At 32.1% G+C, this 16,215-nt stretch carries 14 protein-coding genes; 11 read left to right on the top strand and 3 right to left on the bottom strand.

Features of this window, described 5'->3' with window-relative positions; translation table 11 throughout:
* The first annotated feature begins 1 nt into the window (after window position 1).
* The 7 genes from hisF to B3I31_RS05165 all read left to right on the top strand — a co-directional run bounded on the left by hisF (window position 2) and on the right by B3I31_RS05165 (window position 7,698).
* The gene (hisF, locus tag B3I31_RS05135) at window positions 2-754 is read left to right on the top strand and encodes an imidazole glycerol phosphate synthase subunit HisF (RefSeq protein ID WP_219033865.1); all 753 of its coding nucleotides are present in this window, start codon (window positions 2-4) and stop codon (window positions 752-754) included.
* A complete protein-coding gene (gene hisIE, locus B3I31_RS05140; protein WP_219033866.1) occupies window positions 751-1,362 on the top strand; it encodes a bifunctional phosphoribosyl-AMP cyclohydrolase/phosphoribosyl-ATP diphosphatase HisIE in 612 nt (203 codons plus the stop codon). Before hisF ends, hisIE begins: the two co-directional genes overlap by 4 nt.
* A gap of 178 nt (window positions 1,363-1,540) precedes the next feature.
* Complete coding sequence (locus B3I31_RS05145; RefSeq protein WP_286495326.1) at window positions 1,541-3,004, top strand: ankyrin repeat domain-containing protein; 1,464 nt, start codon at window positions 1,541-1,543, stop codon at window positions 3,002-3,004.
* 8 nt (window positions 3,005-3,012) lie between these two features.
* Window positions 3,013-3,504, top strand: a complete 492-nt coding sequence (locus tag B3I31_RS05150; protein WP_125349871.1) for a DUF2271 domain-containing protein — start codon at window positions 3,013-3,015, stop codon at window positions 3,502-3,504.
* Between the two features lies 1 nt (window position 3,505).
* Entirely contained in the window at window positions 3,506-5,695 is a 2,190-nt protein-coding gene (locus B3I31_RS05155) for a PepSY domain-containing protein (protein ID WP_291087681.1), read from the top strand.
* A 128-nt stretch (window positions 5,696-5,823) separates the two neighbouring features.
* Complete coding sequence (locus tag B3I31_RS05160; protein WP_219033868.1) at window positions 5,824-6,828, top strand: FAD:protein FMN transferase; 1,005 nt, start codon at window positions 5,824-5,826, stop codon at window positions 6,826-6,828.
* 360 nt (window positions 6,829-7,188) lie between these two features.
* Window positions 7,189-7,698, top strand: a complete 510-nt coding sequence (locus B3I31_RS05165; protein ID WP_312027047.1) for a class I SAM-dependent methyltransferase — start codon at window positions 7,189-7,191, stop codon at window positions 7,696-7,698.
* A 125-nt stretch (window positions 7,699-7,823) separates the two neighbouring features.
* Here the strand turns inward: B3I31_RS05165 and B3I31_RS05170 are convergent, their stop codons facing one another.
* The 3 genes from B3I31_RS05170 to B3I31_RS05180 form a co-directional block, all read right to left on the bottom strand.
* Complete coding sequence (locus B3I31_RS05170; protein WP_221854295.1) at window positions 7,824-9,398, bottom strand: S41 family peptidase; 1,575 nt, start codon at window positions 9,396-9,398, stop codon at window positions 7,824-7,826.
* 33 nt (window positions 9,399-9,431) lie between these two features.
* Complete coding sequence (locus tag B3I31_RS05175; RefSeq protein WP_219033870.1) at window positions 9,432-10,031, bottom strand: HD domain-containing protein; 600 nt, start codon at window positions 10,029-10,031, stop codon at window positions 9,432-9,434.
* An 84-nt stretch (window positions 10,032-10,115) separates the two neighbouring features.
* Entirely contained in the window at window positions 10,116-12,194 is a 2,079-nt protein-coding gene (locus tag B3I31_RS05180; RefSeq protein ID WP_286495331.1) for a S8/S53 family peptidase, read from the bottom strand.
* A 325-nt stretch (window positions 12,195-12,519) separates the two neighbouring features.
* Between B3I31_RS05180 and B3I31_RS05185 the strand changes: the two genes are divergently transcribed.
* From B3I31_RS05185 to radC, 4 genes are all read left to right on the top strand, one after another.
* Complete coding sequence (locus B3I31_RS05185) at window positions 12,520-13,047, top strand: 30S ribosomal protein S16 (protein ID WP_180905332.1); 528 nt, start codon at window positions 12,520-12,522, stop codon at window positions 13,045-13,047.
* 24 nt (window positions 13,048-13,071) lie between these two features.
* On the top strand, window positions 13,072-13,596 hold the full coding sequence (rimM, locus tag B3I31_RS05190; RefSeq protein ID WP_280049017.1) for a ribosome maturation factor RimM: 525 nt from the start codon (window positions 13,072-13,074) through the stop codon (window positions 13,594-13,596).
* A gap of 129 nt (window positions 13,597-13,725) precedes the next feature.
* A complete protein-coding gene (locus B3I31_RS05195; RefSeq protein ID WP_125349536.1) occupies window positions 13,726-15,408 on the top strand; it encodes a glutamine--tRNA ligase/YqeY domain fusion protein in 1,683 nt (560 codons plus the stop codon).
* Window positions 15,409-15,499: 91 nt separating this feature from the next.
* On the top strand, window positions 15,500-16,198 hold the full coding sequence (radC, locus tag B3I31_RS05200) for a RadC family protein (protein ID WP_125349537.1): 699 nt from the start codon (window positions 15,500-15,502) through the stop codon (window positions 16,196-16,198).
* Window positions 16,199-16,215: the final 17 nt, after the last annotated feature.

The following is a 16,215-nucleotide window of genomic DNA, read 5'->3' on the forward strand; positions in this document are numbered from 1 at the left end:
TATGCTGAAGAAAAGAATCATACCATGTCTCGACATCAAAGATGGACGAACGGTAAAAGGTGTTAATTTCGTGGGCTTACGCGATGCGGGAGATCCAGTGGAATTAGCAAAAAAATATGTAGAAGAAGGTGCTGATGAATTAGTCTTTTTGGATATCACAGCGACTTTAGAAAAACGTAAAACCTTAGCTGAAATGGTTGAAAAAATTGCTTCAGCGATTAATATTCCGTTTACAGTTGGTGGCGGAATTAATTCTGTGGAAGATGCTTCGGCGGTCATCAAAGCTGGTGCAGATAAAGTTTCCGTTAATTCTTCGGCTGTCAAAAATCCTCAATTAATTGCAGATTTAGCAGCTCGATTTGGATCGCAATGTGTAGTCGTTGCAGTAGATACTCGCGATGTAAATGGAACACAAAAAGTTTTCGTAAGCGGTGGAAAAATTGAAACCGAATGGGAAACGTTAGATTGGGTCAAAAAAGTAGAAGAATTAGGCGCTGGCGAGATTCTGTTAACGTCTATGGATGGCGATGGAACAAAAGCTGGTTTCAAAATTGATATTACAAAAGCGGTTGCTGATGCTGTAAATCTTCCAGTAATTGCTTCTGGTGGAGCAGGAAAAATGGAGCATTTTACAGAAGTTTTTACCCAAACAAATGCAAGTGGTGGATTGGCTGCAAGTATTTTTCACTTTGGTGAAATTCCAATTCCAACACTTAAAAGTTATTTAAAAGAACAAAATATTCCGATACGATGAACATCGATTTCAATAAAAGTAACGACGGATTAGTTCCCGTTATTATTCAAAATTATCTTAACAACAAGGTTCTGATGTTAGGTTACATGAACGAAGAAGCTTTTAACAAAACCCAAGAAATTAGAAAAGTGACCTTTTATTCTCGTTCAAAAAATAGATTATGGACAAAAGGTGAAGAATCAGGCAACTTTTTGGAAGTAAAATCTATCGCAGTTGATTGCGACAACGATACAGTTTTAATCAAAGCAAAACCTTTTGGACCAACTTGTCATACGGGTTCTACGACTTGTTTTAAAGAAGAAACAAATCATGGATTTGTATATGAATTGGAACAAACCATTAACGATAGAATTGATTTAGACAATGATCCAGATTCGTATACCAATAAATTATTCAAAAGAGGAATCAATAAAGTTGCACAAAAAGTAGGTGAAGAAGCAGTTGAATTGGTGATTGAATCCAAAGACAACAACGATGATTTATTTATTAATGAAGCGGCGGATTTGTTGTATCACTATTTAATTTTATTGAAAGCCAAAGGTTTCAAATTGGAAGATGTTGAAAACGTTTTGAAATCGAGAGAAAATGGTCCAAGACGAGCTGAATAAAGTAGTTTAGAAATATAAAAGATTGCAGATTAGCAATCTTTTTTGTTTTCAAAAAACTGATGTTTAGCAGAATTAGCCAAATTTATTTGATTTAATTAGAATTAATATAAATAAAAATAATACTTTTGAAATCAAATTAAAATTAGTCTAAATAATTATTACAATATATTCTATTCATATGAAAAAATTATTCATTTCTGCTGCTATCCTTGTCGCTTCATTTATTCAAGCTCAGACGAACACGTTGATGGACGCTGGTTTTTGGAAAAATAATCCAACAATAGAAACTGTAAAAACTGAAATTTCGAAAGGAAATAGTCCTTCTTTTCAAAATGGAGGCTTCTTTGATCCTGTTGTGATAGCGATTAATAACAAAGCAGATTTTAATGTGACTAAATTTTTAATTGAACAAGAAGGAAATTCTGTTGATAAAAAAACGCATCACTCAAGAATTTATCTTCAATGGGCTGCTGCTGCGGGGAATTTAGAATTAGTAAATTATTTATTAGCCAAAGGTTCTGATGTTCATTACAAAGATAGCCATGGTTACGATGTGATTACATATGCAGCAAGTGCTGGAAATCAGAATATCGCAGTTTACGATGCGTTGATTAAAGCTGGTGCCAATCCAAAAGTTAAAGGAGAAGATGGTTCAAACTTAATCATGCAAGCGATTGCGAATGATGATGATTTAAAAGTTACAGAATATTTTATTTCAAAAGGTTTATCATTAAGTGATAAAGACGCTAATGGACGTACTGTAGCAGATTATGCTGCAAAATTAGGAAACTTATCAATCATAGATAAATTAATCGCGAAAGGAATTAAACCTACTGATCAAGCTTTATTTTTTGCCACACAAGGTTCGAGAACAAAAGAAAATGGCGTAGAAGTTTTCCAAGAATTAATTACAAAATATAAATTAAATCCGAAAGCGTTAAATCCAGACGGACAAACATTATTACACGCTTTATCTCGCAAAGGAAACTCAGAAACAATCAACTTTATCTTATCAAAAGGTGTTGATGCTAAAATTGCTGATAAAGAAGGAAACACTGCATTAATGGTTGCTGCTGGAGGAAAAAATACAGATTTAATCAATACATTTTTATCAAAAGCAAACAATGTAAATGCGGTTAATAAAAATGGTGAGTCAGCTTTAACAAAAGCTGTTGCTTCTGGAACATCTCAAATCGTTTCTTTATTGTTAGAAAAAGGCGCTAAAGCTGATATTGTAGATAAAGATGGAAATAATTTGGCTTATTATTGGTTCAATTCTTTCAAACCAAATGATGAATCATTCGCAGAAAAACAAGCTTTATTAACAAATGCAAAAGTTGATTTTAAAGCTACTCAAAGTAAAGGTGCAACTTTGTTACACATTGCTGTTGATAAAGGAAATGTAAATTTGGTGAAAAAAGCGATTGAATTAGGTGTGAATCTTAATACACAAGATGAAGACGGAAATACAGCTTTACACAAAGCAGCTTTGATTGCGAAAGATGATGCAACCTTAAAAACTTTGGTTGCTGCTGGAGCGAAAAAAGATATTAAAACAGAATTTGACGAAACAGCTTATGATTTGGCTGGAGAAAACGAATTCTTAAAGAAAAATAATGTGTCTATTGACTTTTTAAAATAATGAAGGAGATGAAATTTAACTTAATCAAAAAATTAGTTGGATTAGTTGTAATCTTAATGGCAACTGCCACTTTTGCACAAACAACAAAATACAAAACAATGATTCAGATGAATAATTACACGGGAAAAGAAGCCTATGTAGTGATTTCATTAATCAATCCAAAAGGACAATACGAAAAAACTTTAGGTGTTTTGGGAACAGATAACGAGTGGTATAACACGTTAAAAGAATGGCACAAATTCAATAGTAAAAAGAAAGAAAAATTAAACGGAATCACAGGTGCTTCAGTTGCTGGAGGAGCGAGAGCGACACGTGTCATCGAGTTTGATACTGCAAAATTGAATAAAGGATACAAATTACGTTTTGAATCTGCTGTAGAAACTCAAAAATACGTCGCAAAAGATGCTGAAGTTGCATTAAATTCTTCGGATTTAGACAACAAAGCAGGTATCAAAGGTTCAGTTTATATTAAAGCCGTACGTTTTATAAAAGTTCAATAAAATGACATTATCTATTTGGAGATATGCGCATTTGAGTCTTGCAATTTTATCTTCAGCATTTTTAGTTATTCTATCTATCACAGGAGTAATTTTGGCTGTTGATGCAATAAACGAAAAATCGCCCGCATACAAAGTAGAAAATTTCGATAACATAACACTCGCGCAAGTTTTACCAACTTTGCGCGAGCATTATTTTGAAATAATAGAAGTAAAAGTTGATCACAATGATTTTGTGACAATTGATGCGATGGACGAAGATGGAAATTCGATCAAATCTTACATTGATCCTACAACAGGAAAAAAGATTGGTGAGATTGTTCCAAAAAGTGATTTCATCAATTGGGTCACAGCCTTGCACCGTTCATTATTTCTAAAAGAAACAGGACGAGCAATTGTTGGTGTCGTATCTTTTTTATTGATGTTAATTTCAATAAGTGGATTAATCTTAATCGTAAAACGTCAACAAGGAATTCTAAATTTCTTTATAAAAGTTAACAAAGACTCCTTTTCACAATATTTTCATGTTGTAACTGGACGTTGGTTATTAATTCCAGTTTTAATCATTGCATTAACAGGAACATTGATTTTCTTAGCGCGATTAGAACCTTTAGTTGGTCAACCAAAAGAAATTGAGCATCAAGTCAAAGAAAATTTACAACCAAAAGATTTAAAAGACATTGAATTCTTCAAAAACACAAAATTAAGTAGTGTTGAAAAGATTGAATTTCCTTTTATTCCAGATGATGAAGCAGAACCATTTATCGTTCATTTAAGAAAAAAATCGGTTTCGGTTAATCAAGTAAATGGAGCGATTATTTCAGAATCGTTGAATCCTTATTCAGCAATTGTAGAAAAATTCAATATCGATTTACATACAGGTCGCACCAATGTTATTTGGGCAGCGATTTTAGGAATTGCTTCGCTTAACATTTTATTCTTTATTTGGTCAGGATTTGTAATTACGTTCAAACGTACAAAAACGAAAATTGGCAAAAATAAATATAAAGCCAACGAAGCTGAAATTATCCTTTTAGTTGGTTCAGAAAATGGTGCAACTGTTGGATTTGCTTCAAAAATTCAAGAGCAATTTTTAGCAAACGGAAAAAAATCATTCATTGCTCAGATGAATCAATATGAAATTTATCCAAAAGCAAAACAACTCATCATTTTTACCTCAACTTATGGAATTGGTGATGCGCCTGCGAATGCTAAGAAATTTGAACAATTAATCACACAATTTCCACAAAACCAATCCATCGAATTTTCTGTTGTAGGATTTGGATCAAGAGCATATTCAGATTATTGTGGCTATGCAGTTAAAGTTGACAAATGGTTGAATGATCAAAAATGGGCTACTCAATTATTGGATTTGAAAACAGTAAATGATAAATCGCCGGAAGAATTCACAAATTGGGTCATTGCATACAAAGAAACGACAGATATTCCGTTAGCAACAACGCCTGCGATGTATGTTGGAAAAGCACCAGAACTGAAAAATGTTAAGGTTATTTCTACCACTAAAATCACACAAGAAGATGCTACATTTAAAGTTATTTTAGATGTAAAAGAGAAATTCAAATCTGGAGATTTATTAGCAATTTATCCCGAAAGTGATCACAAAGAACGCTTATATTCGGTTGGAAAAGTAGATAATAAATTACAGTTAATTGTAAAATTGCATGAGTTTGGATTAGGTTCTCAATATTTATATAATTTGGTTCAAAATTCTACGATTAAAGGTCGAATTGTAAAAAATAAAGCCTTTAGATTTCCAAAAGCTTCAAAAGTTGTGATGATTGCAAACGGAACAGGAATTGCACCTTTTCTTGGGATGATTGATGAGAATTCAAAAAATATTGAAACGCATTTATACTGTGGTTTCAGACATGATAATGAAACAACAAAATCTTATCAAGAATTTGCTACGAAACAAATTTTTACGAATCATTTGAGTCAATTTCACATTGCATTTTCTCGTGAAGAAAATAAACAGTATGTGATGGATTTAGTCAATCGTGATGCTAAATTCTTTGCTGAAACATTACAAAATGGTGGAATTCTTATGATTTGTGGTGCTCTCACAATGCAACATGATGTAGAGAAAGTTTTGGAACAAATCTGTCAAGAACATTTGAATAAATCATTCGAAGAATTCAAAACAAATGGGCAATTTTTGACGGATTGTTACTAGAAAAATAATTTTGATGCAATCCTAAAACAAGTTCAGAATAACCTAATACCTGTCATACCGAGCTTGTCGAGGTATCTTTAAGCTTTATACTTTTCGATAAACTCAGAATAACAAATGAATAAACCAAAATGAAATTCATTCTAAAAAATATATTCACTTTTATACTATTGTATGTTCTAACTCCGATGAATGCTCAAACGGTTGGAGTTAGAGATACAATTTTAATGGGAAGTAAATTCAAAATTACATTGGTTGATTCCGATTCTATTTCCGTTGAAAAAAACATCAATAAAGCAATTGATGAAATGATTAGAATTGAGAATTTGATTTCTGACTGGAAACCAACTTCGCAAGTTTCTCTTGTCAATCAAAATGCAGGAATAAAGGCGATAAAAGTAGATCGAGAAGTTTTTGACTTAACAAAGCGTGCGATTTATTTTTCGCAACTAACCGATGGTGCTTTTGACATTAGCTTTGCGGCAATGGACAAAATATGGAAATTTGATGGTTCAATGGAAAAGATTCCAACTCAGGAAGAGATTTCAAAAGCCATCGAAAAAATCGGTTATCAAAACATTATTTTAGATGAAGAAAATTCAACAATATTCTTAAAAAAAGCTGGAATGAAAATCGGTTTTGGTTCAACAGGAAAAGGTTATGCAGCACAAAAAGCACGAACTTTCATGCAAGACTTAGGAATACAAGCGGGTATAATTGATGCTTCTGGTGATATGACAACTTGGGGAAATCAACCAAATGGAGAACCTTGGAAAATTGGAATTACAAATCCATTTAATCGACATAAAATGTTGGATATTCTCTCAATGAAAAATGCTGCTGTTACGACTTCTGGTGATTACGAAAAATTTATTTTGATTGATGAAGTTCGCTATTCACACATTATTAATCCCAAAACTGGTTATCCTTCAACAGGATTAACAGGGGTTACAGTTATTGGGACGGATGCTGAAATGTGTAATGGTTTTAGCACTTCTATCATGGTTTTAGGAAAAGAAAAAGGATTGAATTTTATCAATCAACAAAAAGATTACGCTGCTCTTTTGATTACAGATAAAGGAAAAATTATTCGTTCAAAAAACTACAAGAAGATTAAACGAAAACTTGAGAAATAACACTTAAAAATGGTGATTTAGATATGCAGTTTCAACGTAAAAATGCTCCTTACAAAGAAGTTTCTGAATCAATTTTATTTATCCAAAACAGCACTTTCGCAATATCAATAATTTAGCTTAAATTATTTAAGTGTATAATAACCATTATATTTAGTAAAAGGTGTTTTTTATAGAAAAAATAGACTCAGTTCTGTAATTTTTGTTATGCTTCATTTTAAATAAAAAGTCGAAATTGCACCTAAACAAAATACAAAAGCTATGAACGACAATAAAAAATCTCATTGGGAACATATATATGAAGTAAAAACTCCAGAAGAAGTGAGTTGAACACAAGAAAAACCAGAAACTTCTTTAAATTTTATTCATTCTTTTGGAGCTGATAAAACAGCTAAAATTATTGATATTGGTGGTGGAGATAGTAAGTTGGTCGATTTTTTATTGGAAGAAGGATATGAAAATATTTCTGTTTTGGATATTTCTGCAAATGCGTTGGAAAGAGCAAAAAAGCGTTTAGGAAATAATGCAGAAAAAGTAACTTGGATTGTTGCTGATATCACCGAATTTGAACCTACAGAACAATACGATATTTGGCACGATAGAGCAGTTTTTCATTTTTTAATAGAAGAAAATGACATCAAAAAGTACCAAAATTTGGTCTCGAAAGCTGTAAAAGGAAAAATGGTTATTGGAACTTTTTCGACAAATGGACCATTAAAATGTAGTGGTTTGGAAATAAAACAAAATGATGAAACGTCGTTAACCTCAACTTTTGAAGCTAATTTTGAGAAAATAGAATGTTTTACAATTGATCATAAAACGCCATTTGATACGATTCAGAACTTTATTTTTTGTAGTTTCAACAAAAAATAAAATGCGTTAGGGATAGTAGTGGAAATCCTTTTTTGTAGACGCGGTGTCTACAAAAAAGATTGTAACGAATAGCCCGCTCAAACGCTAAAAATATAAAAATCATCTCCTTAATTCAGGAGATGATTTTATATTTTTAAAGCTTTATTGTATTCGATATTTCCTTTTTTAATATCATTTAAAATCCATTTCAGTTCAGCATCCGTACGCTTAATTTTATCTTGCAAATTAGGTTGAATAACTTGGTTTGGATAAACACCATGCGCCTGTTCATCTCGCTTTTCAATAGGAGAAAGATAAACTGTACCAACCGAAATTTTGAGTTTGGAATTGGGCAACGTAAATTTTGGCATCAACCCAGCAACCGTTCCATTAAAATCTCCTCCCGTTTCTTCACCTACAAAAAATGCTCGATTTTTTAGTTGAAGATTAGCCGAAATCAACGCCGAAGCAGAGTAAGAACCACCATTTATAATGACATACAAATTGTGGTGATACACGAGCTCTTTATCTATTTTGACATGCGAAAAAGGCATGTGCAATTCGTATTCATTTTTAGCATTTTTTGACGTCGAAAAATAAGTATAACCCGATCCCAACCAAAGCAACGGATAGGAATAAACGGGAAAAAGATTGTACAACGACTTGCCAAAAGAGGTTTTGTTCGCGACGATTTTTTCACCTAAAAATGCCTTGGAATCATCGACCAAATAAGCGTATAAATAGTGCGAATCTTTTAGGTAACCACCACCATTGTTGCGAAGATCAAGAACTAAATTTTGAACTTTATGATTCTTGATATCCGTAAAAACCTCTTTATATAGTTCGCGTATTTTTCCTTTCCTGAAATCAGTTACTTTTAACACCGCAATCGTACTGTCGTTCGTAGGAAAAGTCAAATCTTTGGAATAGGTTTTGGAACTTTTAGAATAGCCGTATTTCTTTTGTTTTATCCTAACTTTTCGCTCAACTTCTTTCTGCTCTTTTGTAATTTTTGGTAGTTCTGAAATCTTATCATTTTTAGGTTTTGGATAGGTACGAAATGTTTTTTTTCGGATGATTGAATTCCCCATTTTAAAAGTTAATTCAACCGAATCTTTAATTCCATTTTCTAAAGTAAAATAATTGAGAAAAGTTCGGTTAAAGACATTATCCGAAAAAGTTTGATTTTCACCATCTCCATAAATACTTTTTTTATATTTATCGTATAAATACTTTGTAGAAACACTATCTATATAAAGCAAAACTGAACCTTGATTAATCGGATTGATTTTACTGTAATCTGTCACTAAAAAAACTGAATCATTTTGCCAAAAAAAACTATAATCACTAAAAGCAGATTTAGATTCTTTGTATTTTTTTTCCTTGCTCTTTTCTAATCGTTTATATATCGGATAAATATCTGTATGACCATGTTCTAAACTTTCGAAAATCGGAAAAAACTTGACATAAAAATCATTTGGTTTCAATGGTTTATCAATTGACTTTTTAAGACTATCAAATTTATAATCAATTTGTTCTTGAGAAGTATATAAATCTAATTTTGGATGATATCTTTTTAGTTTTTTATAAACAAAATCTACATCTTTTTTCAATTTATTCGCAGGAATCTCTTTATCAATATCTGCATTATATTTCTCGACAGAAGCACAACTGCATATCAATAAAAGTGACAAATAAATTAGAGTAAATTTTAGTTGCATTAAGGATAATTAAATGAATAATAAGTTACAATATTATTTCACTTCTTGATAAAATTCTTCGATAAAATTTTCCATATACTGATGACGTTTTAAAGCAATTTCTTTTGCTGTTTTGGTATTCATCAACTCTTTTAATTTAAATAATTTATCATAAAAATGTTGCACGCTAGAAGCGTCTTTCGAATTATCGTACGGATTATATAAAATACTACCTACACTTCCGCCATATGCAAAACAACGCGCAATACCAACCGCTCCAATTGCATCTAAACGATCAGCATCTTGCACAATTTCAGCCTCGATAGTTGTTGGTTTATTTCCTTTACTAAATGAAACTTGCGAGACTATTTCCAATACTTTCTGAATTGATTCTTCCTCTACATGAATTGATTCTAAAAATTTTCTAATTAATTCCTCCGATTTATCAACTCCATTATGCAATTTATAATCACCGATATCATGTGTCCAAGCTGCTAATTCAACCAAAAAAGAATCTGCATTTTCAGTTTCTAAAATCTTCTTCGCATTTGTCACCACACGTTCTATGTGAAAATAATCGTGTCCTGTTCCTTCATCTAAAAAAGTTTTTTTGATATAAGCTTGTGTCTGAATAAGTATTTCTTGTTTGTTCATTTTTTAATAATCTATTTCACGCTAAAATAAAAAACTTCAATAACAATGTTATTGAAGTTTTAAATTAATAGAAAAAATACTGTTCTATTGTTTTACAATTTTCTTAGAAACCGATTGTTTATCTGTTTTGATATTAATAATATAAACACCTGTCGGTAAATTTGAAATATTAATTTGTTTCTTATCCGAAGACGAAACTTTTTTTCCGGTCATATCAAAAATATCTACAACTGTTATTTTTTCAGTTGTCTGTACATTTACAATATCTTTTGCTAATGTTGGATAAACAGAAATCGATTTATCAACAGCTAACTCATCTGTATTAAGAGCTCCAGTTGTTCTACCTGTTATCAATACAGTAACATCCTGATTCTTTTTAACTCCTGCGTTATCTATTAAATTTCCTTTATTTGAAATAATAACTTTATATTTTGCTCCTTTTGTTGGAGTCTTTATAAGAACTTGTTCATAATTATCTACTGTATTATCTCCTTTGATTGCAGGACCAGTAACATTATTTAAATCTAATTTCCATGGAAAATAAGTAACATTTGTAGAACTTTCTACTACTCTTAAATCAAAATCATTAATCAATCTTGAAGACTGATTATAAAATAAATCATTTATATTTTTAAAATAAGCTGCTTCTGGGTCTATCCAGGAAATACTTGCTTTCAAAGGTGTTCCATCGGAAGTTATTTCATACACTATATCTGTACCTGAAACTTTTGATTTTCTTTCAAACAATTTTGTATCATCTAATAAAACCTCTGCTGCTTTTTTAGTATTTAATAATCCCCAACCAAAATAAATATCTGGTCCATCATTATCTCCAGCCTCATCAGCAGTATGTAAAAGTAGTGTTTTAGCTTCATCTCCAAAAAAAGTAAATGTAGAATTATTATTTACTAATCTTTGTAACTGAGTCAACATTCCCATTGCCCCCGTCACAATTGGTGCAGAAAAAGATGTACCACTTCCTATAATAAATACATTATTTTGTGTAGGATTTGATGAGTCATATGAAGGAGCAATCAAAGAATCTCCATAAGTAGAAATATCTGGTTTAATTGCTCCATCTTTACGAGGTCCAACACTTGAAAATGTTGCTCTATTATCTTTTGTTAATGTCGTAAATTTATAATCAGTAGTATTCGGTAATTTAACCGCTCCTACAACAATGATATTTTTAGCCAATGACCCCCAACCAATACAATATGCATCATTAATACAATTTTTTGAAGGTATTACTTCCGATGCAGTAAAAGGTGTCCAAATCCCATCTTTGTATTGGAATTTTGGATTAGTATCAGAGGCATCTGGTCCCGAACCATAATAATTACCTGCTGATTTAACAACAATATAATTTGGATTATTATAAACCGTCTTGTCAAAATCAGCATCAGAACTATAATAAGATCCACTCAAAGTAGCACTGGCGTCCTTAACTAAATCTTGATAATTTGTCATATTAAAATACCATCCAGGACCTAATTTATCTGTCTTAGAATAATAATTATCCCATCCTAAATTTACACCATAAGAATGATTAGATAAATTTTCTTTTGCATTTAAAAGCTTCTGTATATTGTTTCCATTTGTTGTTGTATTAAAACTGCTATTTTTTATTTTAGCTTTTGTTAATACTCCTTTAGCTGCATATTGTGGGTATCCATTAAATGAAGCTCTACCTTCGGCTGCAATAAAACCTGATACAGAAGTTGCATGATCAGATATTGCAGTTGCTCCATTTTCGGTATCAAATAATCTGCTTGAATTTCCATAATCAAGATCTCTAAACTCAATATGTGTTCCTAGCGCTGCCCCTCCGTCCATTACTAGTACACTAACATCTTTCCCATTCAAAACAAAACCATTAATACCTTCATTTTGTAACTCAGTAATACCCGCTCCTGTATTTGCTCTAATATCATCAGTTTGGTAAAAAAAAGGTGAATCTTCTATAAAACCTGCGAGATTAGAAATTCCTTTTGATTGATCTACAATTACAGATTTAGCATTCTTATTCTGTAGACTATTAAACTTCTGTTCATTCTTTAATTGCTGCTCTTCCAGTTTTTTATAAAAAATCGCATTATTATCCTGCGCAAAAGAAGCTGACAATCCAAATAATGTAAATAATAAAATAAATGTTTTCTTCATACTATGTTTATTTATGTAATTTTATTCACTAATTATTGAAGGAGTTATTGTTGAATCTCTTATAATTAGTGTATCATTAATTTTAATATGGTCATCATTAATAATCACCGAGTCTATATCATTTTTCTTATTAAGCTCAGTAGAATTGGTCTTACATGACAATAATAATGTAAGTATCATTAATGTTAAATATTTCATGAAATTGATTTATATAAAATTAGAATTAATATCTGAATACTAATTCTAATTCATATTATTATTTTTTTGTATATTTGCACCTCAAATTTGTAAAACGGGACGAGTTCCCAAAATAATTAGTTATACTATGGCTACAAGAATTAGATTACAAAGACATGGTCGTAAAGGAAAACCATTCTTTCACATCGTAGTTGCTGACTCAAGAGCAAAACGTGATGGTCGTTTCATCGAAAAATTAGGTACTTACAACCCAATTACTAACCCTGCAACTGTAGAATTAAATGTTGATTCTGCTGTAAAATGGTTACAAACTGGTGCTGAGCCAACTAATACTGCTAAAGCTTTATTATCTTACAAAGGTGCTTTTATGAAAAAACACTTATTAGGTGGTGTTGCTAAAGGTGCGTTTTCTCAAGAAGAAGCTGACAAACGTTTCGACGCTTGGTTAGAAGCTAAAGGTGAAAAAGTTCAAGCTAAAAAAGACGGTTTAACTTCAGGTGCTGCTGCTGCTAAAGCTGCTGCATTAGAAGCTGAAAAAGCTGTTAATGAAGCTCGTGTAAAAGCTGCTCAGGAAGCTGAAGCTGCTGCACAAGTTGAAGAAACTCCTGCTGAAGAAGCAGAAGGTACAACTGAAGAAGTTGCTACAGAAGAATAATTTTTAAGTTCAGAGACGTTCCAAATGACAAAAAATGATTGCTACTATTTAGGTAAAGTTACAAAGAGACATGGTTTCAAAGGTAATTTAATCATTCACTTGGATACAGACGAACCAGAATTATACGATACTTTGGAAGCAGTGTTCATCGAGCAAGATGGTACACTGGTTCCATTTTTTTTCGAAACTTCTCAGCCTTATCAAGGCACAAAATTATTAGTAAAATTTGAAGATGTTGAAGACGAAGATGTCGACAAATTAATCAATCGCGAACTTTATTTACCTCTAAAATCATTACCAGAACTTTCTGGAACAGATTTTTATTACCACGAAATTGTTGGTTTCACGATTTATGATCAAACAAATACAGAAGTTGGAACGATAAAATCTGTTAACGATTCTGCTGCACAAGCTTATTTTGAAGTAGATGCAAACGGAAAAGAAATCTTAATCCCGATGATTGATGAGTGGATCTTAGAAGTTAATCGTAACGAAAAAGCAATGCTTATCCAAATTCCAAACGGATTATTGGAAATTTATTTGGGGTAACTTATCCATTATAAATCATTTATTTACTTCTATTTTTTGATTGAATTTTTCTAATTGTAAAATCCGGAATTTTCGACATTATATTTATTGTCAATTTCGTACCTTTGCAAACTCAATCGTAATTAAAAAATGGAAGAAGAAAAAAAATCATTGAATTTTATTGAGCAAATCATCGAAGATGATTTAGCCAACGGGATGCCGAAAGAAAATTTACGTTTTCGTTTCCCACCAGAACCAAATGGTTATTTGCATATCGGGCATGCAAAAGCAATCTGCTTAAACTTCGGTTTAGGACAGCGTTACAATGCGCCTGTAAACTTACGTTTTGATGACACTAATCCTGACAAAGAAGAGCAAGAATTCGTAGATTCTATCCGCGAAGATGTGAAATGGTTAGGTTTCGAGTGGGCTGAAGAACGCTATGCTTCTGATTATTTCCAGCAGCTTTACGATTGGGCTGTTCAATTAATTAAAGAAGGAAAAGCGTACATCGACGACCAGTCTTCAGAAGTGATTAATGAACAACGTAAAACACCTTTTGAACCAGGAATTGAATCTCCTTATAGAAATCGTTCTGTTGAAGAAAATTTAGATCTTTTCGAACGAATGAAAGCGGGAGAATTTGAAGAAGGAACACATGTTTTACGTGCAAAAATAGACATGACTTCTCCTAATATGAACATGCGCGACCCTGTTATGTATCGTATTTTGAAACGTCCTCATCACCGTACTGGAGACACTTGGAAAATGTACCCAATGTACGATTGGACGCATGGAGAATCTGATTATATCGAAGGAATTTCACACTCATTATGTTCATTAGAATTCAAAAATCATCGCGATTTATACGAATGGTACGCGAACAATGTGGAACTACCAAATCAACCTCAAAAACCAAAACAACGCGAATTTGCTCGTGGTAATGTTTCGTACATGATTACAAGTAAACGTAAGTTGATGAAATTGGTTCAAGAAGAAGTTGTAACAGGTTGGGACGATCCACGTATGCCTACTATTTCAGGTTTGCGTCGTCGCGGTTATACGCCAGAATCGATTAAGAATTTTTGGAATACAGCCGGTGTTGCAAAACGTGATAATGTATTGGATATTTCGTTATTAGAATTCTCTGTTCGTGATCATTTAAATAAAATTGCTCCTCGTGTTTTTGCTGTTATTGATCCAGTGAAAGTGGTAATCGAAAATTATCCAGAAGGACAAGTGGAGGAATTAGAAATTGAGAATAATCCGGAAGATGAAACAGCTGGAACTCGTATCGTTCCTTTCACAAGAGAAATCTACATCGAACGTGAAGATTTTATGGAAGAAGCGCCTAAAAAATTCTTCCGTTTATCATTAGGAAACGAAGTTCGTTTGAAAGGTGCATATTTCATTAAAGCTGAAAGAGTAGAAAAAGATGCTGAAGGAAATATCACAACAATCTATGCAACTTACGATCCTGAAACGAAGTCTGGAAGTGGAACTGAAGCTTCTAAACGTAAAGTAAAAGGTACGTTGCATTGGGTTTCTGCAACAGAGAATATTCCGATCGAAGTTCGAGAATATGATCGTTTATTTACAGTTGAATCTCCAGATGCAGAGAAAGATGTTGACTTTTTACAATTTGTCAATCCAAATTCTTTAACTGTAAAAGAAGGTTTTGCTGAGCCTGCTTTGAAAGAAGCCAAAGTGGAGGATAAATTCCAGTTTCAACGTATTGGATATTTTGCTTTAGATCGTGATTCTTCTACAGAAAAGTTAATTTTCAATAGAACAGTTACCCTTAAAGATACTTGGGCAAAAGTCAATAAATAAAAAAAACTATTTCATTAAATATCAAGCTCGAACAAATTTGTTCGAGCTTTTTTTATTATATTGTAAAATACAAAATCAATCCCTTATATAAATGGATTACTTAGAGAATAAAAATTCGATAAAAAACTGGAATGAAGATGATCGTCCTCGCGAAAAATTAGCTTTAAAAGGGCGTTCGTCACTTTCTGATACCGAATTGTTAGCGATTATCATGGGAAGTGGAAATCGTGATGAATCCGCTGTAGAGTTAGCAAAACGAATCTTAAATTCTGCAAACAATAATTGGAATGAATTAGCAAAATATTCAATTGTAGATTTATGCAAATTCAAAGGAGTTGGAGAAGCAAAAGCAATTTCGATAATCACAGCAATGGAAATTGGAAGAAGACGAAATTCGCAAGAGATTTTAGAACGCGACAAAATTACTTCAAGCAAAGACGCAGCCATAATTTTACAACAACAAATTGGTGATTTACCAAACGAAGAATTTTGGGTAATGTTTCTCAATCAAGGAAATCGAATCATTAAAACTGAGCAAATTTCACGAGGTGGAATTAATCAAACCGCTGTCGATATTCGAGTAATTTTTAAACGTGCCTTAGAGTTAATGGCAACTGGAATGATACTTTCTCACAATCATCCTTCTGGAAATCTTACTCCAAGTCAGTCTGATATACACATTACTCGAAAAATAAAAGAAGGTGCCACTCTTTTAGATATTCAAGTTTTAGATCACATTATTGTTTCTCAAAAAGATTTTTATTCATTTGCGGATGATGGTCTAATTTGATATCTTTAAGCTTTATT

Origin of the sequence: Empedobacter sp. UBA3475 (assembly GCF_002378465.1) — a bacterium.
In the GTDB taxonomy this organism is placed as follows: domain Bacteria; phylum Bacteroidota; class Bacteroidia; order Flavobacteriales; family Weeksellaceae; genus Empedobacter; species Empedobacter falsenii_B.